Annotated in this window: 16 protein-coding genes and 1 pseudogene; 15 read left to right on the top strand and 2 right to left on the bottom strand. The window is 49.8% G+C overall.

From position 1 onward, the window contains the following. Nucleotides 1-208 (top strand): annotated as a pseudogene (locus tag GC178_00265) (collagen-like protein). 1,929 nt (nucleotides 209-2,137) lie between these two features. Here the strand turns inward: GC178_00265 and GC178_00260 are convergent. Next, the gene (locus GC178_00260; GenBank protein MBI1285994.1) at nucleotides 2,138-3,676 is read right to left on the bottom strand and encodes a solute:sodium symporter family transporter; all 1,539 of its coding nucleotides are present in this window, start codon (nucleotides 3,674-3,676) and stop codon (nucleotides 2,138-2,140) included. A 419-nt stretch (nucleotides 3,677-4,095) separates the two neighbouring features. Between GC178_00260 and GC178_00255 the strand changes: the two genes are divergently transcribed. Further along, nucleotides 4,096-4,317: a hypothetical protein gene (locus GC178_00255; GenBank protein ID MBI1285993.1), complete on the top strand. Its 222-nt coding sequence runs from the start codon at nucleotides 4,096-4,098 to the stop codon at nucleotides 4,315-4,317. An 18-nt stretch (nucleotides 4,318-4,335) separates the two neighbouring features. Here GC178_00255 and GC178_00250 read toward each other — a convergent pair whose 3' ends face one another. Beyond that, nucleotides 4,336-5,103: a hypothetical protein gene (locus GC178_00250; protein MBI1285992.1), complete on the bottom strand. Its 768-nt coding sequence runs from the start codon at nucleotides 5,101-5,103 to the stop codon at nucleotides 4,336-4,338. Here GC178_00250 and GC178_00245 point away from each other — a divergent pair. The 13 genes from GC178_00245 (at nucleotide 4,944) to GC178_00185 (ending at nucleotide 20,938) form a co-directional block, all read left to right on the top strand. Beyond that, the gene (locus tag GC178_00245) at nucleotides 4,944-5,954 is read left to right on the top strand and encodes an ATP-binding cassette domain-containing protein (GenBank protein MBI1285991.1); all 1,011 of its coding nucleotides are present in this window, start codon (nucleotides 4,944-4,946) and stop codon (nucleotides 5,952-5,954) included. The two genes, GC178_00250 and GC178_00245, sit on opposite strands and share 160 nt — an antisense overlap. Next, the gene (locus GC178_00240) at nucleotides 5,951-6,790 is read left to right on the top strand and encodes an ABC transporter permease subunit (protein MBI1285990.1); all 840 of its coding nucleotides are present in this window, start codon (nucleotides 5,951-5,953) and stop codon (nucleotides 6,788-6,790) included. Before GC178_00245 ends, GC178_00240 begins: the two co-directional genes overlap by 4 nt. Beyond that, nucleotides 6,787-7,476 carry a hypothetical protein gene (locus GC178_00235; protein ID MBI1285989.1) on the top strand — a complete coding sequence of 230 codons (690 nt, stop codon included), beginning with the start codon at nucleotides 6,787-6,789 and terminating at the stop codon, nucleotides 7,474-7,476. The genes GC178_00240 and GC178_00235 overlap by 4 nt, the downstream gene beginning before the upstream one ends. A 406-nt stretch (nucleotides 7,477-7,882) precedes the next feature. Beyond that, on the top strand, nucleotides 7,883-9,703 hold the full coding sequence (locus GC178_00230; protein ID MBI1285988.1) for a T9SS type A sorting domain-containing protein: 1,821 nt from the start codon (nucleotides 7,883-7,885) through the stop codon (nucleotides 9,701-9,703). Nucleotides 9,704-9,732: 29 nt separating this feature from the next. Next, entirely contained in the window at nucleotides 9,733-10,692 is a 960-nt protein-coding gene (locus GC178_00225) for a glycosyltransferase (GenBank protein MBI1285987.1), read from the top strand. A gap of 164 nt (nucleotides 10,693-10,856) precedes the next feature. Beyond that, nucleotides 10,857-11,486: a TetR family transcriptional regulator gene (locus GC178_00220; GenBank protein MBI1285986.1), complete on the top strand. Its 630-nt coding sequence runs from the start codon at nucleotides 10,857-10,859 to the stop codon at nucleotides 11,484-11,486. A gap of 1 nt (nucleotide 11,487) precedes the next feature. Beyond that, a complete protein-coding gene (locus tag GC178_00215) occupies nucleotides 11,488-12,900 on the top strand; it encodes a hypothetical protein (GenBank protein MBI1285985.1) in 1,413 nt (470 codons plus the stop codon). A 19-nt stretch (nucleotides 12,901-12,919) separates the two neighbouring features. Beyond that, nucleotides 12,920-14,056, top strand: a complete 1,137-nt coding sequence (locus GC178_00210) for an efflux RND transporter periplasmic adaptor subunit (protein ID MBI1285984.1) — start codon at nucleotides 12,920-12,922, stop codon at nucleotides 14,054-14,056. A gap of 134 nt (nucleotides 14,057-14,190) precedes the next feature. Then, nucleotides 14,191-17,661 (top strand): AcrB/AcrD/AcrF family protein, encoded by a 3,471-nt coding sequence (locus GC178_00205; GenBank protein ID MBI1285983.1) that lies wholly within the window; start codon nucleotides 14,191-14,193, stop codon nucleotides 17,659-17,661. Nucleotides 17,662-17,663: 2 nt separating this feature from the next. Then, nucleotides 17,664-18,113, top strand: coding sequence for a hotdog fold thioesterase (locus GC178_00200; GenBank protein MBI1285982.1), 450 nt, complete (start codon nucleotides 17,664-17,666; stop codon nucleotides 18,111-18,113). A 52-nt stretch (nucleotides 18,114-18,165) separates the two neighbouring features. Beyond that, nucleotides 18,166-19,620, top strand: a complete 1,455-nt coding sequence (locus GC178_00195) for a SpoIIE family protein phosphatase (GenBank protein MBI1285981.1) — start codon at nucleotides 18,166-18,168, stop codon at nucleotides 19,618-19,620. Nucleotides 19,621-19,650: 30 nt separating this feature from the next. Beyond that, complete coding sequence (locus GC178_00190; GenBank protein MBI1285980.1) at nucleotides 19,651-20,052, top strand: VOC family protein; 402 nt, start codon at nucleotides 19,651-19,653, stop codon at nucleotides 20,050-20,052. Nucleotides 20,053-20,170: 118 nt separating this feature from the next. Further along, complete coding sequence (locus GC178_00185; GenBank protein ID MBI1285979.1) at nucleotides 20,171-20,938, top strand: DUF2797 domain-containing protein; 768 nt, start codon at nucleotides 20,171-20,173, stop codon at nucleotides 20,936-20,938. Nucleotides 20,939-20,985 lie beyond the last annotated feature (47 nt).

Below are 20,985 nucleotides of genomic sequence, written 5' to 3'. Positions count from 1 at the left end.
ACCTACAGGAGCCACGGGCGCAGCAGGAACAAACGGTGCAGATGGTGCAACAGGTCCAACAGGACCTACAGGAGCCACGGGCGCAGCAGGAACAAACGGTGCTGACGGTGTAACTGGTCCAACAGGACCTACAGGAGCCACAGGCGCAGCAGGAACAAACGGTGCGGATGGTGCCACAGGACCTACGGGACCGACAGGCGTTGGTATTGCGCAGACACTTTCGCTATCTGGCAGCGACCTGACGTTGAGTGATGGAGGTGGTACTGTCAGTATCAATGATGCAGATGCCGATTCTACCAATGAATTGATTTCTTCAGTAGTCCTCAATGGGATGGACCTTGAGATCACCGAGGCCGGAGCCACCACTACCACAGACCTTTCGCCATTGGTCAACAACAGTGGTCATTGGACACTCACGGGAGCAGACATCTCCAAGTCAAATACAGGCAATGTCGGTGTAGGACTGACAAATCCGCACCACACAATGGCGGTTGGCAATACCGATTCAACAAGCTCTTTTTCCATAGGCCATATCGGCAACTTCAACGAAGTCTATTCAGGAGGACTCATATTCTCGGAAGATATTGCCTACAGTGGTGGTGATTGTGGAATACGGATCGTGCATAATGGTACTACCAATTCCATCTACTTTACAGGAGGATGTACCACCTTCGGTGATACGGCCATACGCGTAAACCGAAGTGGGTACACCAACATTCGCAACCTGCGGTTGGGAACAGATTACAACAATATCTCATCTATTCCTTTGAGCGTGGATGGGCTGTCTTCATTTAACGGCAATATGACCATTACCGGAGATCTTAATGTAACTGGAAACATTTCCAAAGGTGGGGGAACGTTCAAGATCGATCATCCCTTGGATCCGACAAACAAATACCTGGTACACAGTTTTGTGGAATCTCCCGATATGATGAACATCTACAGCGGCAATGCTACCACGGATGCCAACGGCTATGCTACGGTAGAGCTACCGGGCTATTTTGAAGCGGCAAACAAAGACTTCAGGTATCAACTGACGGTTATTGGAACATTTGCCCAAGCAATTGTGAAGCAAAAAATCAGCAACAACAGATTTGTAATTCAGACCAATGAACCGAATGTTGAAGTGAGCTGGTCTGTAACGGGTGTGCGGGCAGACAAGTATGCCAATGCAAACAGAGTTGTGCCCGAATTGGAGAAGGAGTTGAAGGGAACGTACCTGCATCCTGAACTGTATGGTGCATCCAAGGATGATCAGGAATTTGTGCGTAAGGCTCAGATCGCTGAACAGGAAGCTGAAAAGCATCCGGTCGGTGCCGATGGTCAGAGATAATATCTGCCATGAATGACAACGGAAGAGGCTGCCTTATCGGGCAGCCTCTTTTTTTATCCGATTCCGTTAACAGTGGTCTGGGCGAGCAGCTTTGTTTCTACGGTGAGAACGCTACGCTTAGTTCCCGATCGTCCTGCTTGGGGGACACTAGAACCGACCGAAGGAAGCTCATGGCCAAAGGACATAATTTACTGACCGGTGGGTTGCTTTGCGCCTTTGCGCCTTTACCGCCTCTGGCAATGAGACCGCTGCGCTTAGTTGCGAGAAATGACCGTGAGCGGAGCGAACACTCTCTGCGGCTCTGTGGCTCTGTGTGAAAAACCGTGAGCGAAGCGAAACTCTGCTCCTCTGCGCCTCTGCGTGAAAATCCTTCGATACAATTTTCCCGAAAAAGGAAAATCACTCAGGATGACCCGCGCACTCCTTTGCGTCTTTGCGGCTTTGCGAGAACCATCCGTGAGCGGAGCGAACCTCTGCTCCTCTGCGCCTCTGCGTGAAAGCAGCTTTTGGCTTATAGCTATTGGCCATTGGCAAAAAAAACACACCCCCTGCCCCCTCTCGAAGAGGGGAAAGCGCTCGATCCGGCCTTTTCTCTTTATCTCTGCGGCTCTGTGTGAAAATAGCTTTTGGCTTTCGGCCATTGGCAGTTGGCGAGAAATGACAGTGAGCGGAGCGAACACTCTCTGCGGCTCTGTGGCTCTGTGTGAAACCAAACTGAGCGAAGCGAACACGCTCTGTGGCTCTCTCCTTCTCTATTCTCCTCTGTGTAATAAAACCCTTTGCGGCTTATCGAGAGACAGACACTTATCTGAAGAACCAATAAAGCGCCACGGTGCTTAGGAAGATCAACGCGCTCCAAACAAGTACGGTACGGCTGGGTTTCATGTCGTAGCCTTCGTTTACGGGATAGGTGATCTCGCGGGTATCCGGTTTGAAAGCGGAAATGACCATCATGATCAAGGAAACGTAGCAGAAGCTGTAAGCCATATGATGTAGGAAGGATGTCTCGGGGAAATAAGTTCGCATGAGAAGATAGATCGGAATGTTGGCGAGCATTCCAACGGTCACGGCCACAGGCGAAATTTTATTGGAAAAAAGTCCGAGGAAAAAAGCCGCAACGATTCCCGGTTGGATACTTCCCCACCACATCTGGATGTACTTGTAAAGACCTTCATCTTGAAAATTGGCTACAAATGGAGCACAAAGACAAGAGATGATCACAAAGACAATGGTCACCACCTGACCGACTCTAATGTAATGCTTGGAATCGCCATCGGACTTGATCAGCGGCTTGTAAAAATCGATGGTGAAGATGGTGGCTGCGGAATTGAGCAGCGAATCCAGCGTGCTCATGGTGGCACCGAACAGGGCCGCGAACATGATTCCGATCAACCCCGTGGGCAACAGGTTCTTGAGCAGTGTTGGGTAGGCAAGGTCTGCGTTCGGGATCTGGTCGGCATAGAGTTCGAAGGCAATGATGCCCGGAAACACCACGATCATAGGCATGATGAGCTTGAGGCTGGCCCCGAAAAGCACGCCCTTCTGCCCTTCTGCCAAACTCTTGGCCGCCAAGGTGCGTTGCGTAATGAACTGATTCAGCCCCCAATAGAAGATGTTGGGCAACCACATGCCACCGACAAACACGGCTGTCCAAGGTAGTTCGGGGTGATCGGCAGGAAGCACGGTATGCAAACGCCCTGACGACATCTGTACGAAGCTGTCCCATCCGCCCACAGCATCCATGGCCAAAAAGGTGACAATGACACCCCCGATGAGCAGAGCCGTTCCCTGCAAAACATCGGACCACACTACGGCCTTCAGTCCGCCATACACGGTATATAACCCCGCAATGGCCCCGATGACCCACACGCCTACGGTCATGTCTATATCGAAGATGGTATTCATGGCCAGCGCACCTGCATACAGCACCGTGGCCATGGTAACGCCCGCGTACATGAACAGCAGTCCGAAGCCCATGATCATGCGCGGCCACTTGTTGTAACGGTACTCCAAAAACTCAGGAATGGTGTAGATGCCCGACCGCAGGAAGCGCGGCAAGAGGAACAGTGCCACAATGATGAGCGACAGGGCCGCGATCCATTCGTAACTGGCGATGGCCAGCCCGATATCGGCCATGTAGCCCTGCCCTGCCATCCCTACAAAATGCTCGGTGGAAATGTTGGAAGCAATGAGCGAAAGCCCGATCATCCACCACGTAAGTCCTCTTCCCGCAAGGAAGTAATCTTCGGAGGTCTCCTCTTTTCGTCCCGCCCAGAGCGAAACACCGATGACCAATAAGATGAAGCCGACAAAGGTGGCGAGGTCGATAATGCTGAAATCCATGGTTCAAAATTGGTTACGCGCTAAACTACGACAAGTTGGGTTAGTTGAGTCAGTTGATACAGTTGATGGAGTTTACAGAGTTTACAGAGTTTATAAAGTTGATAGAGTTGATAGAGTTGACAAGAGATAGAGAGATAAGGAATTAGCGAATGAATCTCGGTGTAGTTTGGCGAAACAACCCACATGAGCGAAGCGAATACTCTGTGCAACTCAGTCTCTCCGTTCTTCTCTGTGTGATCACCTTGATGAGCGGAGCGAATCTCTTTGCGCCTTTGCGCCTTTGCGAGATGTAGACCATGAGCGAAGCGAATAAAACTCTACGCGCTCTTTGCGCAACCTTGGCGTCTTTGCGGTTAAACACCATGAGCGGAGCGAATGATCCGTATTGGAATTCTGCCAGTAAATGCTAACTTAAGGGTATGCCAAACAAACGCAAATACAGTTGGTTGCCCGTGCTTTTCGGGTGCTTGAACGCTTTTTCCGCCTATGCGCAACAGCCATGCAACATCGGTAAACCCAATGGTGACCCGGTGCGGCTGGACAATTGGACCAACATCATCATTTATGTCATTGTTCCGATCGTGGTGATGGTGCTCTATGTCATCTGGAGACGCAGAAAACAGCAAGGCAAAGATCAGTAACAGCGGTTCAGCTGGTTTTCAACATCGGAAGTTGTTCTTTGGGAATCTCCACGGCCACTTCATTCCTTCGGTTGAACAGCTGAAATGGTGGATTGTAACCCATGTACCAAGGGGACGAGATAGGTTCGATGCCCATCTGACTGAGCTTGGCCATGAGTTGGTCGGTATGCTTTCGGATGCTGCGGTCATTGGCCAACCACCGAACCGGAGGGCCATCACATACTTCTCCCCGCTTTCGCGGAATCGGATGCCACGGTCGTTGGGCCTGGGCAGCGTTTCCATCTCCATTCCTTTGGGCATCACAAAACTCATTTCGGAACCTGAGCCATCAAAGGTCATGTGTACGGGCGAGGTCATGGCAATGGACTGCTTCTTCTCATTCCCACCGAAAATGTAGCCTGCAAGCACACGGAAATGCTGATTGGCGCTGCTGCGATATTCGTTGGATGAACCATGCACGGTGGCCATGATGGCCGATGGGTAGTAGCGGGCTTCCACCTGCTGTTGCTTCCAAAGTACTTCGTAGGGTTGTGTCTCTGTCTTTGCCATGTTTGAACTTATATATGCCTGCACAGCTGCCAAGATCAGAAGCAGTACACCAAGCGCGATGAATACTTTTTTCATTGATGCGTCATCATGTGCATCTAACAGATCCATGGTGCGTTGGTTCACACAGGCGGGGGCCGAAACGAAAACCTTTTGGAGCAAGCGTTGTTTCCCTGCAAACGGAACAGATGTCGGACACCATCCTGCAAATAGCCGCCCTGCAGAAGTACTACGGAACATTCCATGCCCTGAAAGGCGTGGACATGGAAGTGCGCAAGGGAGAGATCTTTGGCCTTCTTGGGCCGAACGGTGCAGGCAAGACCACCATGATGCGAATGCTGGTGGGACTGATACGCCCAAGCGCTGGGAAGGTGCGCTACTTCGGCAAGATGGAGCTGAAAGACCTGAATGAGGTGCTTCCGCGCATCGGCTGCATCATCGAAGAACCCAAGTTTTACCCGTACCTGAGCGGCAGATGGAATTTGAAGGTGGCGGCCCAATACTTCCCGAATGTGATCGGTGAGGAACGCTTGGATGAGATGATCGAACTGGTGGGACTGAAAGGTCGGGAGAACGACCGCGTTTCCACCTACTCGCAAGGCATGCGCCAACGGCTGGGAATTGCTCAGGCCATGCTGAATGACCCTGAACTGATCTTTTTGGACGAACCTACCAACGGATTGGACCCGAAGGGCATCATTGAACTTCGCCAGCTCATCATCCGACTGAAGGAGGAGTTCGGGAAAACCGTGATCATCTCTTCGCACATTCTCTCTGAAATTGAGGAAATGGCAGACAGCATGGCCATCATCAACCACGGGAAATGTGTGGCACAGGGTAAGGTCTCTGAACTGCTTGCCAAGAACACGGTGACCGTAAGCGTGGAAACGGACGACCAAGTGGCGGCCAACGTAGCATTGAAGAGTCTCGGTTACGAACCGACCTTGGATGGGAAGACGTTGATCTTTCAGGCAGATGTGGAACAGATACCGCATGTGGTGGAAAAACTGATCCATGCCGAGAGGAAGATCTACCGACTGGATCACCGAAGGAAACTGGAAGACTACTTTCTCAAACTCACGGCAGCATGATCCGCATCTTACAGGCAGAGATCATCAAAGCATTTGCCCGCCCGAGAAGTTATATCGGCATGGCTTCCATTGTGGCGTTGGTGGTGCTTATCGACACTTCGTTCTACTTTACGGGCAGCGAATACATCGACCTGCTTTTCCAGAGTTTCGATCAGGTGTTCTCGCTGGAGGGAACCATCATCAACGGAAATCTTATCTGTTTCATCATTCTGCAAACGCTCATCATCCAACTGCCGCTGCTGGTGGCATTGGTCACAGGCGACCTCATTTCGGGCGAATCGGCCATGGGAACCTTGCGTTATGCGCTTACCAAACCCATCAGCCGCTTCAAATTCATCACCTACAAATGGATAACGGCCATGCTCTACGTGCTGGGAATTCTCCTCCTGTTGGGAATCTTCGCTTACGGGGTTTCGTTGGTCGTATTCGGCCCTGGCGACCTGTTGGTATTGAATGCGGACGGATTGGTGGTACTGCGCAATGCCGATCTGTTCTGGCGGTTCATCGCAGCGTTTCTCTTTGCGTTCATCAGTCTTACCACGGTGGCTTCGCTTTCGCTGATGTTCTCGGCCTTTTCGGAAAACAGCGTGGGTCCCATTGTTCTTACCATGGTGGTGATCATCGCATTTACCGTCATCAGCAGTTTCGAGATGAGTTTTTTCGACCCGATACTGCCATTTCTCTTTACCAATCACATGCACCTATGGCGCAGATTGTTCTCCGACCCCGTGCCCATGGCCGAGATCATGCGGTCGGCAGGAGTTCTACTCTTTCACTCCGCCCTGTTTTTTGGCATTACCCAATATCACTTCAATCATAAAGACATCATTCAATGAGAACGATCATCACCCTATCGCTGCTTGTCCTGTGGCACGCAGGTTTTGCGCAGGATGCCAATGCCATTTTGGAAAAGGTCCGTAGCAGGTTCGATGCCATCCATGACCTGAAATGCGATGTGGAAATGAAATTCGACATCCCCGGAGTGGCCATCGACCGCATATCGGGCAAGATGATCTACAAGAAGCCCGATAAGTTCCGTGTTCGTACCAAAGGACTCATCTTCCTGCCCAAACAGAACCCGTTCTCTCAGTTGGAGATTCTGAGTGATGAATCGGCCTACATGGCCATTTTCGCGGGTACGGCAACTGTGAACGGGATCGATTGCAACGTCATCAATATCATTCCCAACAACAGCGAGGACCTGGTGCTGATGAAACTGCTGATCGGGAAAGACGACAACCGCATTCACCTTTCAGAATTGACGCTGAAGCGGGAAGGAACGGTGAAATACACCAACAGCTATGCTTCTGCCGACCAGTTCATTCCTACTTCCATGGAGTTTGAGGCCGATTTCAAACGGTTCAAAATGCCCAAGGCCATCAGTGGCGATTTCAGCAGTAAGCCCGTTCGGGAAGAAGAAGGTCAGAGCAAGTACGAGACAGGCCATGTGCTCATGACCATCTCAAACTTGGAGCTGAACAAGAAGATCGATGATGCTGAATTTGAGGATAAGGATTCTTAAAAAGGTCATCAACATTTTCATTTTGAATTAGATTGGTCAATCCTCCTGTACAAGAGCCAAGCATTTGCCAAGACAGAATAACTTTCGGTCAAAGACGGAAGGGGTTTGCAGGTTATTCCCTCAACAGAAATCGACAAACGGTATAACCAAATTGCGTGTATTTGGTAACTAAAGTGACATTCGTTTTTAAACCAGATGCGAACTTTAGAGCATCAAAACGCAAATAATTCAATGACTTCCACATTCGTACTCGCCCTCCTCAAAAAAGGCACAGTAGCACTTTTTATTACCGCTTCTTCTGCTGGAACTTTATGGTGGGCAGCGAACATGGTCAGTTTCTGAGAGCTGCATCTCAGCTGTTAGGCCGTCAACCTCAGGCCGTGCTTTACGTTCTATCTTTGCATAAATGAGGTTTTGCCTGTTCATACTGCTTTTTGTCCCTCAATTGGTCATCGCTCAGAAATGGGTGGCCATTGATGATGATATTGCGCCCATTGACCGCAAGGACGCGCTCATGCGCCAGCCTGCCGGCACACTTGGCACAGACACCACGGAGATCAAGCAGTTTCTGATGGATGAGGTCGATAACCTCAAAGCACCGAATGTCGGGTTGGCCCTTGAGAATTTCGCTCAAAGCCCAAAGGCCAAACATTATCGGTTTGTGCAGACCCTGAATGGCCGAAAGGTGTTCCGTGGTTCCGTAAAACTGAATGTGGGCAATGACGGAAAGATCCTGAGTCTGTTCGATCACACCTTCGGCATACAGAATGATGTGGATGCCACTTTCCCCGACCATGGTCCATATCATGAAGGGTTGGCCGTACACTACCGCGAACCGCACAACGGTATTTTGGATCATTATAATTTGGAGGAAGTTTATTTTGAGGAGAATGGGCTGTTGATACCGGCCATCCGTTTGGAAGTGGCAGAAAAAACCGATCGTTACTATGAGTTGGTTCTGAACAAGGACGTGAAAGTTGTTTACCAGAACGACCTTCTCTGCTATGCTGCACCACAGGACACTACCGTTACCGTTTGGGTTTTCAATCCGGATCCACTCACCACTGCCCATCAAAACTATGGTGCGCCCTATGCAGATGCGGGCGATCAAGACATTCTGCAATTGAATGCCGAGCGGATCGCTGTTGAAGTGCCCGCCACGTTTGAAAACGACACCTTCTTTCTGCGCAACGATTTCGTGCAGATACGTGACTTCTCGTTCCCTGACGTTGCACCCGTTACAAGCATAACTCCTGAATTCAATTACACGCGTGCCGAATCAGGTTTTGAGGACGGAAACGCTTTTTACCACCTCACCACATTCCAGCAATACATCCAATCGTTGGGTTTTACGGATCTTGCCAATTACCGAATAGATGTGGATCCGCATGCGCTCAATGGTGCCGACAATTCCAATTTCAACGGAGCTTTCAATCCACCTCAACTCAAATTCGGGGAAGGCGGTGTGGATGATGCGGAGGATGCCGATGTCATTATTCACGAATATGGTCACGCCATCAGTAATTCAGCAGCTCCCAACACGAACGTTGGCGGTTCTGAACGGTCTGCGCTGGATGAGGCGCTGGGAGATTACTTTGCGTCCTCGTATTCGCGCTACCTGAGTACCTTTCGTTGGGCGGATGTATTTACGTGGGATGGGCATAATGAGTATTGGGGCGGACGCAGTTCGGTAAGCAACGACCATTACCCGGAAGACCTTACCAACAATCTTTATGGAGATGCCGACATCTGGTCGGCCACGTTGATGCAGATCTGGGGCGACATCGGCCGTGAGGCCACCGATGCCATCATGCTTCAGACCACGTACAGTTTTGCAACCGGAATGACCATGCCGCAGGCTGCCCTGGCATTCATTCAGGCCGATACGCTGCTTTTCGGAGGCGCGCACCACGACCCGATCTACCAGCGCATGTTCGATCGAGGACTGCTGCCCGCTTCCATCGGTATTGATGAAGTGAATCCGCAGGAAGAAACTTTCCGCGTATTCAACACCAAAGGGTTCGCCTCCGGAACACAACCTTTGCGTATTGTTTCCGACAAGGGCATCAGCGCCAATCTTTACAATGCGCTGGGACAACGGCTACAGTCCTACTCCGCTCCCAATGGCGTGCTGCATGTGCCGTCCAATGGTTTGCAAAGCGGAGTTTACATCTTGGAGCTCTCCAACGACAAAGACCGCAAGGCCATCAAACTGGTAAAGAATTGAGTTCGGAAAGAACCAAGATCTCCATTCTGATGCCAGTTAAGAATGCTGGCCCGTTTCTGGAAGAGTGCCTGAATTCCATCATCGAGCAAACAGAAACCGACTGGGAACTGATTGCCGTGAATGACGGCTCCATAGACGATAGTCCAACCATACTTAATCGGTTCGCGGAGCGGGACAAGCGCATCAACGTTCTTGATCGTAATGGTTCGGGGATCATTGATGCGCTGCGAACGGCTTACGCCAACAGTTCTGGTGAACTGATTACACGAATGGATGCGGACGACCGCATGGTTCCGCAGAAACTGCAAACGCTGAAGCAGAATCTACTGGATGTAGGAAAGGGAAATCTTGCCACGGGACTCGTAGAATACTTCTCCAAAAATGAACTGGGAGACGGCTATCGTAAGTATGAACAATGGCTGAACGGCCTCACTGCGGAAGGCAACAACTACACGGAGATCTACAAGGAATGTGTGATCCCATCGCCCTGCTGGATGGTGTATCGCGAAGACCTTGACCGTTGCGGAGCCTTCGAACTGGACACTTACCCAGAGGATTACGACCTCTGCTTCCGTTTCTACGCGCAAGGATTGAAGGTGATTCCAACCACGAAGGTGCTGCACCATTGGCGCGACCATTCCTCGCGCACGTCACGCAATCATCCGCATTATGCCGACAACCGCTTCTTGGAACTGAAGCTCAACTGGTTCTTAAAACTCGACCACGACCCGCAACGGCCTTTGGTGCTTTGGGGCGCGGGAAGCAAAGGCAAATCCTTGGCCAAGTTGCTGACGGAAAACCACGTTCCATTCCATTGGGTGTGCAACAACCCCAAGAAGATCGGGCATCTCATTTATGGAGTGGAAATACGCTCTGAGCAATTCCTCTCTGAACTGGAAAACCCGCAGGTCATTGTGTCGGTGGCCAATCCGCAAGAACAGGCGGAGCTTAAAGATCTGCTTGGAGAACGGGCGTATTTCTTTTGCTGAAGCTATCTTAATCTCACCTCGAACCAACGGTATCCTTGCTAATGTTTTTTCGCTCCGCCTGAACCTTATCCTACTATTAATGTCTCATCATCGAAAACTTTGGAAACTTTTAACATTAAAATCGTTTCCGTGGTTTTTTAAGCTATACATTTGCACCGCCAAAAATGGAAGCGAAAGCAAAAAATATCATCGAGCAGGTCATTGCACTCTTTATGCAGTACGGTGTAAAAAGCCTGACCATGGATGACATTGCGCGCCATTTGGGCATTTCAAAGAAGACGCTATACCAAGTGGTGCCTGATAAATCGGAACTGGTTGCAAGGGGTATTCAGTTTTACATCGACCAGGACATTTGCGAATTGGAGGCGATGCACGGGGAGAGTGAGAATGCGATCGAGGAGATGTTCCTTATCTCGCAGAGAGTAAGCGAACACTTACAGAAGATGCATCCCTCCATCCTTTTCGATCTGGAGAAATATTACCCGAAGGCATTCATCATCTATCAGGAATACAAACTGAAAACCATATTGGGTTCGCTTACCCGAAATATGGAAGATGGCATTGCGCAAGGACTATACCGCGACAACATCAATATTCCAATTGTAGCAGCGCTTTACGTTGGCCGTATGGATCTGATATTTGACCAAAAGTTCTTCCCGGCCAACAAGTACAGTCCCACCGATGTGTATTTCGAGGCCATCCGCTACCACATCCGCGGCATTGCCAGCGATAAGGGCATCGAATACCTGAAAGACAAATTCAAAACGTTAGACACGCAGCATCCTATATTCTGATATGAGACAGACCATCCTCATTGTTCTAAGCAGCATTCTATTTGTTCACCAGGCGTTGGCCCAAGATGGCAGCGTGATGGACCTGAGTGTGGAAGAAGCCGTAAAATATGCTTGGGAGAACAGCCAGAAGGCAAAGACAGCAGACATTAATATTGAGCAGGCCGATAAGGATGTTTGGATCCAGGCAGCCCGCGGACTACCGCAAATCAATGGAGCGTTGAACTTCAACAACTTCATTCAACTGCCAACCACGGTAACTTCTGGAAACTCGTTCTTCCCAGATTACCTCACTACCTTCTTGGGCGGGGTTTCGCAGGCAACGGGTGTTCCTATCAATGCACCACAGACCGACCCGAACCAGCCTACCACGTTCAAATTCGGGCAGAAGTACAACATGGACATTGGTGCAACGGCCACGTTGCAACTGTTCGATGGTTCTTACATCATTGGGGTGAAAGGCGCCAAAGGCTATCAGAAGATGACCCGCGACATGGCCAAAATGACCAAGAACGAGATCAAGACCACCGTGGCGCAGTCGTATTACACATCGCAGATCGCCAAGGAGAATGTCCGTCTTCTGAAAGAGAACATTGCCAATACGGAGAAAACGGTTTCAGACACAAAAGCCCTCTACGAGAACGGCTTTGCGGAAGAGATGGATCTGGAACAATTGAATCTGTTGATCAACGGGTTGAAGAACAGATTGAACATGGCCGAGCGACAGCACACGGCCACGCTCAACATGCTCAAATACCAGATGGGAATGCCTGTGAAAACGGAGATCGCCCTATCAACCGACCTTGAGACGCTCTGGACCATGCAAACACCTGACGAACTGTTGACCATGGACCTGGACCTGAACAACAATATTGCTTATGATCTGGTGAAGCAGGATGTGGTAATGCACGGCTACCTCGTCAAACTGGAAGAGGCCAAATATTACCCACGACTGAATGCGTTTTTCGATTACAAGCGACAGGCGTACCGTCAGAAGTTCGACTTCTTCGATTTCAGCAAATCGTGGTACCCACAAACGCTTTGGGGCGTGAAACTGACAGTTCCTATCTGGGATAACCTCGGTGCTGCGGCCAGTATGAAAAAGGCCAAGTTGGAACAGCAGAAGATCAAGAACAAACTGGCAGACATGGAACAGGCTTTGACGCTTCAGGCCATTACCGCCAAGGACAACTTCCGTTCTGCATTGGAACAATTGGAGGTAAGTCAGGAGAACATCGAGCTTGCCTCTCGCATCCAACAAAAGACCTTGGTAAAATACCAGGAAGGATTGGCCACCAGCATGGAGCTGACCACGGCCGAAAACCAACTCATTCAGGCCCAGGCAGAATACGTGAACACGCTTTTCTCTGCCATGGATGCCAAACTCGAACTGAAAAAAGTACTTGAAAACAACTGATAGAAACGCCATCAACACTATGAGAACACACATTTTTATACTTGCTGCCCTATTGGGATTGAGCGCCTGCGGAGGCGAAAAGACGCTTGAAGAAAAAAAGGCGGCCCTTGATGCCAAAAAGGTAGAACTGGCCAAACTCCAGAACGAGATCAATAAAATGGAGGAAGAACTGATGAAGGGCGATTCTTCGTTACTGAAACAAGAGGATGAAGGTATCCTTGTGGCCGTCAAGGAGTTAGTGCCGCAGCACTTCGAGCATTTCTTCAATGTGAACGGAAGCATCGAGGCCATGGAGATGGCGCGCGTAAGCCCAGAACAGGGAGGTCAGATCAAGGAGATCCTTGTAAACGATGGCGACCACGTAACTGCTGGTCAGGTGCTGGTGAAACTGAATACCAGCGTGCTTCAAAGAAGCTTGGATGAAGTGAACAATGGCATTGAGCTGGCGCAGACCGTTTACAACCGTCAGGCCAACCTTTGGGAGCAGAAGATCGGTTCGGAAATGCAGTATCTGCAGGCCAAAAACAACTTGGAAAGCCTCATTAAGAAAAAGGAAACGCTGCTGGCGCAAATGGGCATGAGCATCATTAAAGCGCCATTTGACGGTATTGTGGACGTAGTGAACCAGAAGGTGGGAGAACTGGCCGCACCTGGAATGCCTGTGCTGACCATGGTGAACATGAAGCAGATGAAAGTGAAGGTGGATGTTTCGGAGAACTACGTTCAGTCGGTGCGACCAAGAGCCATGGTAGATGTGGAATTCCCTTCTTTCGGTTATTCCACCAAGGCTCCGATCGCCACTGTTGGAAACATCATCAATCCAGCCAACCGCTCATTTGAGGTGGAAGTTCGAATCCCGAACTCAGAAGGTATTCTGAAACCAAATGGCGTGGCGGTGCTGCGCATCAAAGATTTTGAAGCTGATAGTGCGTTGGTCGTGCCAGCGATCACCATTGGTAAGGATGCCAAAGGCGACTTCGTATTTGTGGTGAAGGAAGAAGAAGGAAGGCCGAAAGCGGTGAAAACCTACGTGAAGACGGGTCGCACCAGCGAAGGCCACACCATGATCGTGGAAGGACTTTCAAAAGGCACCCGAGTGGTTGTGGAAGGTTTCAATGAAATTGCCAATGGCGATTTTGTAAAAGTTCAAGGGTAGATATGAAATTGATCAAATCCTCCGCCTCGTACCTCGGCATCCGCCTTAGGCGGAAGGATCAGCGCAGTTCCCCCTTCCAAGGGGGTGTCACGAAGAGAAACGAAGTGACGGGGGATTAAAGAATCGAAACGAATATGAGCAACGAAACAACAGAAAAGAAAGGTATGCTGAAGGAGTTCGGGCTATCGACCCTCTCTCTCAACAACAGCACCAGCATCCTCATCCTCACGATCCTTATTGTTGTGGGAGGTCTTCTCGCCTACTCCACCATGCCGAAGGAGCTTTTCCCCGAGGTGGTGATGCCGCAGATCTACGTTCGTACTGTCTATCCAGGGAACTCGCCTGTGGATATCGAGAACCTGATCACACGACCGATCGAGAATGAGATCAAACCGCTGAAAGGCATCAACGAACTCACTTCTACTTCCGTTCAGGACAATTCCATCATCATTGTGGAATTTACCACGGATGTGGATGTGGATGACGCGCTCCAAGATGTAAAGGATGCGGTTGACAAGGCCAAAAATGAGCTTCCGACCGACCTCGACATGGATCCGATGGTCATGGATGTGAACATGTCGGAAATGCCCGTTATGAACATCAACCTTTCGGGAGATTACAGCTTGGATGACCTGAAAGATTACGCAGAACTGTTGCAGGACCGCATGGAAACCATCTCGGAGCTTTCATCGGTGGACATCCGAGGAGCGCTGGAACGCGAGATCAACATCAATGTCGATGTCAATAAAATGGAGCAGGTTGAGGTCAGCTTCAACGACATTGAAAGCGCCATCGGCTACGAGAACATGACCATTTCTGGCGGTGACATCCTGATGGACGGTACGCGAAGAACCATCCGTGTTTCTGGGGAATACCGAGATATGGACCAGATCATGAACACCATTGTGAAGGCCGAATTCGGGAACATCATCTACCTGCGCGACATCGCCATGGTTGAGGACGGCTACAAGGACCGTAACAGTTACGCGCGTTTGGGTGGCGATCCTGTTGTTTCACTTGATATTGTGAAGAAATCAGGTGAAAACCTGCTGAATGCCACCGATCAGGTGTTTGCCATTCTGGCCGATGCCAAGAAGCACAACTTCCCTTCGGACCTCAAGATCACCATTACCAACGATCAAAGCGATCAGGTACGTGGACAGCTGCTGAACTTGGAAAACAACATCTATTCAGGTGTGATCCTGGTTGTGCTTGTATTGCTGTTCTTCCTCGGTCTTCGCAACGCACTCTTCGTGGGTATTGCCATTCCATTATCGATGCTGCTCAGCTTCACCATTCTTGCGGCCATGGGCGTTACCATCAACATGATGGTGCTTTTCGCCATGATATTGGCGCTTGGTATGTTGGTGGATAACGGTATTGTGACCATCGAGAACATTTACCGACTGTACTCGCAGGGCATGTCAAAAATGGATGCCGCCAAATATGGTGTAGGCGAAATTGCCGTGCCGATCATCTCCTCTACCGCCACCACATTGGCCGCCTTCTTCCCACTGCTCTTCTGGAACAGCATTATGGGCGAATTCATGAAGTACCTGCCGATGACGTTGATCGCAGTATTGGGTGCTTCGTTGATCGTGGGCTTGGTCATCAACCCAGTATTTGCGGCTCTGTTTATGAAGAAGGAAGAAGACCGCAAGATCAATTTGAAATCACTTTTGATCACGGTTGGTATTGAAGTACTGTTTAGTGCGATATGTTACTTGGTCGATGCCGAAGGCGGACTGAAAATTGGCGATAACACCTACAGCACATTTTCGTTGGGAACAATACTCGCCACCCTTGCCATTCTGACGGTGGTCAATGCGTTCATTCTCCGCCCTGTTTCTTTCTGGTTCCAAGACAGTTTCTTGGTGGTGCTGGAAGACTGGTATCTGAAAACCTTGCGTTTCTCACTCACCTCTTGGAGGCCATTCGCTTTCTTCGGTGGAACGGTGGTTCTGCTTCTTGCGTCATTTGTGATTGTTGGAATTGTCGGTCCAAAGGTGGAGTTCTTCCCTGCCAACGATCCGAAATACATCAACGTTTTCATCGAATCGGCTACGGGAACAGACATTGAAAAGACCAACGAAGCGGTACTTGATATTGAAGCCGAGGTGAATGAGATCATCGAGCCGTACATGGCTTCTGTCAATTCGGTGATGACCAACATCGGGTCGGGTTCTACCGACCCACGCGATGGTCCTCCAGCAGGCGAAACGCCAAACAAGGCCAAGATCACCATCTCGTTCAAACCATTTGAGCAGCGGGAAGGTATTTCCAGTTCTACCGTGATGCGCGACTTGAGCGAGAAGCTGAGCAAACGTCCTGGAATCATCGTCAACGTTCAGAAAAACCGTGAAGGACCTCCCGCAGGGAAACCGATCAACATTGAAGTGAGCGGTGAGAATTTCGATAAACTGATTGCGCTTACGGAAGAACTAAAAGGCAAGATCGAAGAACAGAAGATCCCAGGTGTGGAAGGATTGAAACTCGATCTTGAAACTGGCAAACCAGAACTGTTGGTGAACATCGATAGAGCACGTGCCAGAACCTTCGGACTGAGCACCGCACAGATCGGTGGAACATTGCGAACCGCTCTGTTCGGAAAAGAGATCAGTAAGTTCAAAGAAGGCGAGGATGAATACCCGATCATCTTGAAATTGCAGAACGAGTATCGTTATGATGTGGCCTCGCTTCTCAACCAAAAGATCACCTTCCGCGATATGACCACAGGCAAGATCAAGCAGGTTCCCATCTCGTCTGTGGCAGATATTTCGTTCTCCAGTTCGTTCGGTTCGGTCAAACGAAGAGACCAGAATCGCACCATCACCATTTGGTCGAATGTGATCGAAGGCTACAATGCCACCGACATCAATGCGCAGATCCAGGAGCAATTTGGAGACTACCAACTTCCAGAAGGATATACACTTCGTTTTACTGGAGAAAACGAAGAACAGCAGAAAGCGGCAGCCTTCTTGGGCAAAGCTTTCATGATCGCCATTGGCCTGATCGTGTTGATCCTTGTGTCACAGTTCAACTCGGCCATCAAACCATTGATCATCATCGGTTCTGTGGCGTTCAGCACCATCGGTGTGTTCTTGGGCATCATCATCTTCGGAGACACTATTTCCGTGATCATGACAGGAATCGGTATCGTTTCGCTGGCTGGCATTGTGGTGAACAACGCGATTGTTCTCATCGACTACATTGACCTGACCCGTGCTCGTAAGCGTGAGGAATTGGGCATGCCTGAAGGAAGTACGCTTCCGCTGAACGAGGCCATCGAATGTATTGTGGAAGGTGGCAAAACGCGTCTGCGTCCTGTATTGCTTACGGCCATTACAACCGTACTCGGACTGCTGCCTTTGGCGACAGGTATGAACATCAACTTCTATACACTGATGAGCGACCTTGACCCGCAGATCTACTTCGGAGGTGACAACGTTGCTTTCTGGGGACCGATGTCGTGGACGGTTGTTTACGGACTTTCGTTCGCCACGTTCCTCACATTGATCATTGTCCCTGTCATGTATCTTCTGGTTGAACGTGTCATCATAGCCTTCACAAATCCTGAGGTTCCCACACCTTCGGTTGCAGAATAATTTTGGCGGGACTTACCTACGATAGCGACCAACAGAAGTGGGATATAATCCGAATGGCGATTGAGCAGCACATGCCTGCCAATCGCATTTTCGGATTCAGGATCCTTGAACTGAAGGAAGGCTTCGCCAAGATACATGTGCCGTTCAAGGAAGAGTTTATTGGCGATTTTTTGCAAGGACTATGGCATGGCGGCATCATTGCCAGCGTTGCCGATTCGGCAGCGGGGATTGCGGCTTCCACGGTTCTTACGGACGCGAGAGACAAACTCAACACCATCGATCTGCGCATTGATTATCTGAGCGGAGCCATCAAGGAAGACATCTACGCGGAAGCGGAATTGCTGAAAGTGGGCAAGCGGATCATCAAAGCCGATGTGAAACTGTATCAGGAATCGAAAGGAACGGTGGCCATTGCGCGCGGGGCGTTCAGTCTGCTGAAGTTTGAGGAATAGGTCTTTTCGCCCAACGACCGAACCATTCAAGCTCTCATCCGTTCCATTAGTCGTGGATACCATCCAGACCACATCCGAACGTCCCACAAATGCCGTGGCATCATGGTTCAGCGAAGCGTGGAAACTCGTTTCGGAGTTGGGCGTGAGCCAAAATGACACACCTTACTTCTCCCGTAAGATCATCCTTACCAATCAGGTTTCGGTCATCATTTTTATTATCGCGCTTCTGCTTACGGGTGGCTTCCTTGCCATCGGTTCGCCACAGGCCACCATCAACTGGTTTCTGTTGTTACTCGGGGTCACCTGGCTGGTGCCGTTCTTGAACTATCTGGACAACCGCGTGCTTTCGCGCCATATTCTGAGCACGGCCCTGCCGCTGTTCTCCGTCATTTTTGTGGGTCATATTCGCGCCATGCATCCCGAATCGGTGCATCCTGCAAGTTTTTATGTCGCCCGCTATTTTCAGATCGCGTTGAGTTTCATGCCCGTTATCTTATTCGGATTTGAAGAACGGAAACACCTGTTCATCTCATTCACGATCAACGTGTTGGTGCTGCTGTTCTACAATCAGATCATGGATCTGATGGGAGCAGGATTGGGCGTGGCCGAACCCATCATCAAAGACCCGTTCTTCGTAAGCATCTCGTCTGTTCTGGGGCTTGCGTTGGTCAGTACAGGATATTTCTTCCTGAATAAAATGAACAGCGAATACGAGGTTCAGATCGAAGGGCTTCTGGACAAGACAGAACAGCAGAACCGCAATATGCAGGACGCGATCAATTACGCCAAGAACATTCAGCAGGTGGTTCTGCCGAAGGATAATGTGCTTGCAAAGCTCAAAGACCGATTGTTCGTAATGTACCGTCCGCTGCATACGGTTTCGGGCGACTTCTACATGGTAGAGGAATCAGACCAGCACATCATCTTCTCCGTTATCGATTGCACGGGACATGGCGTTCCAGGCGCGTTCATGAGCATCTTGGCCAGTTCGGCCTTGCAGCGCTCCATCGACCTTGTCGGCTACCGCGATCCAGAAGTGATCTTGAACAACGCCAACCGCATGTTCCATGAAGACCTGAGCCGTAGTGGAAATCCTGACATCAAAGATGGAATGGACATGGTGATGTGCAGTTTCGATAAGAAAACGAATACGTTGAAAGCCGCTGGCGCCAACCTATGCGTGTATGTGGTGACCGAAGGCGCGGTGGCGGATTACCGAACGGATAAAGGCGGCATCAGCATCGGAAAACCGAACAGAAACTTCAACCCTATTTCCATCAAATTGGAAGAAGGAGACCACGTTTACATTACGTCCGATGGCTACTACGACCAGTTTGGTGGCGAGCGCGATAAGCGTTTGGGCAAGCGCAGTTTCCGCGAAAAGCTCCAAGAATTCTCATGCCTGAGCATGCCTGAGCAGCACGAGAGGTTTGTTTCCTTTTTTGATGAATGGAAGAACGGCAGTTTTCAAGTAGATGATATTTGCCTGATCGGTTTCAGGGTTTAAATGCTACTTTGGGGAGCTAATTCTCACGTTATGTCATCATCCAAAAAAGGCCGCGTTACAGGTATTGGCGGCATCTTCTTCAAAAGCGAAAACCCAGCAGAACAACGGAAATGGTATGCCGAAAATCTCGGTCTTGCCACCAACGATTATGGTTGCACTTTCGAGTTCAGATTACTGGAAGAAAAGGACAAGAAAGGCTCACTTCAATGGAGTCCGTTTGCGGCAGACACGAAGTATTTCGAACCGTCAAAGCGTGAGTTCATGATCAACTACCGCGTGGAAAACATGGTAGAACTGGTTGAGGAATTGAAAGCCGCTGGCGTAACCATCTGCGATGAGATTGCCGAATACGAGTATGGCAAGTTCGTACACATTCTCGATCCCGAAGGAAACAAGATAGAGCTTTGGGAGCCTGTTTATGAGGAGGCGTGAGGTGTACGGATAACTGTGAGTTCTGAATTGATTCGCAAAAACTCATCTAAGATTCCCCAAATATTTATCTTTTCCAGATAGAACCAATCAATATAAGTTGCAAGGAAACCTGCATAAGATGCATACTGAGTACGGTGAGCCTATTCAGTACAGCCTAAGGTTGGAAGATGGGGAACTGAACATCAATGAACTGCTTGGTAAAAAGGTGGTTATCGAGTTCGATGGTCGCATCAACTGTGTGGCCTGTGGTCGAGCAACCAAGAAGGCTTTCGGTCAGGGATTCTGCTACCCGTGCTTTGCCAATGCTCCGCAAAATGCCGAATGTATTGTGCGACCCGAACTGTGCGAAGGCCACTTGGGCAAGGGCCGCGACCCTGAATGGGAGATGCAGCATCATGTGCAACCACATTTCGTTTATCTGGCGCTCAGTAGCGGATTGAAAGTCGGAATTACACGCTCTACGCAGATACCGACACGTTGGATAGATCAAGGTGCCAGCCAAGCTATCATCTTGGCAGAGGTTCCGTACCGCCAATTATCAGGATTGATAGAGGTGGCATTGAAGGACCATTACAACGACAAGACCAATTGGCAACGTATGCTGAAGAACGAGGTGCTGCAAGAAGACCTCCTTCAGAAAAAGCAAGAGGCCAAGAGCTTTCTACCTACCGAACTGAAGCAGTATGTGAATGATGATGCTCAGGTCTGGGATCTCCACTACCCTACACTCGACACGCCTGCGAAGGTGAAAAGCATCCAACTCGCCAAACAACCAACAATGGAAGGGGTACTTACCGGAGTGAAAGGCCAGTATCTCATCTTCGATAATCAGTACGTTCTCAACATCCGTAACCATTCAGGTTACTACGTGGCAGTTAGTTACTGAGCCGTTAATCGAGGTTATTGGTAACTTGATCTATCAACTTTCAAGTT

This window comes from Flavobacteriales bacterium, from assembly GCA_016124845.1.
Lineage (GTDB): Bacteria > Bacteroidota > Bacteroidia > UBA10329 > UBA10329 > UBA10329.
This window is presented reverse-complemented; position numbering and strand designations above follow the sequence as displayed.

Coding starts and splice junctions, on each gene's coding strand:
- GC178_00260 (MBI1285994.1), bottom strand. CDS start 3,676: ATGGATTTCAGCATTATCGACCTCGCCACCTTTGTCGGCTTCATCTTA.
- GC178_00255 (MBI1285993.1), top strand. CDS start 4,096: ATGCCAAACAAACGCAAATACAGTTGGTTGCCCGTGCTTTTCGGGTGC.
- GC178_00245 (MBI1285991.1), top strand. CDS start 4,944: ATGCGTCATCATGTGCATCTAACAGATCCATGGTGCGTTGGTTCACAC.
- GC178_00250 (MBI1285992.1), bottom strand. CDS start 5,103: ATGTTCCGTAGTACTTCTGCAGGGCGGCTATTTGCAGGATGGTGTCCG.
- GC178_00240 (MBI1285990.1), top strand. CDS start 5,951: ATGATCCGCATCTTACAGGCAGAGATCATCAAAGCATTTGCCCGCCCG.
- GC178_00235 (MBI1285989.1), top strand. CDS start 6,787: ATGAGAACGATCATCACCCTATCGCTGCTTGTCCTGTGGCACGCAGGT.
- GC178_00230 (MBI1285988.1), top strand. CDS start 7,883: ATGAGGTTTTGCCTGTTCATACTGCTTTTTGTCCCTCAATTGGTCATC.
- GC178_00225 (MBI1285987.1), top strand. CDS start 9,733: ATGCCAGTTAAGAATGCTGGCCCGTTTCTGGAAGAGTGCCTGAATTCC.
- GC178_00220 (MBI1285986.1), top strand. CDS start 10,857: ATGGAAGCGAAAGCAAAAAATATCATCGAGCAGGTCATTGCACTCTTT.
- GC178_00215 (MBI1285985.1), top strand. CDS start 11,488: ATGAGACAGACCATCCTCATTGTTCTAAGCAGCATTCTATTTGTTCAC.
- GC178_00210 (MBI1285984.1), top strand. CDS start 12,920: ATGAGAACACACATTTTTATACTTGCTGCCCTATTGGGATTGAGCGCC.
- GC178_00205 (MBI1285983.1), top strand. CDS start 14,191: ATGAGCAACGAAACAACAGAAAAGAAAGGTATGCTGAAGGAGTTCGGG.
- GC178_00190 (MBI1285980.1), top strand. CDS start 19,651: ATGTCATCATCCAAAAAAGGCCGCGTTACAGGTATTGGCGGCATCTTC.
- GC178_00185 (MBI1285979.1), top strand. CDS start 20,171: ATGCATACTGAGTACGGTGAGCCTATTCAGTACAGCCTAAGGTTGGAA.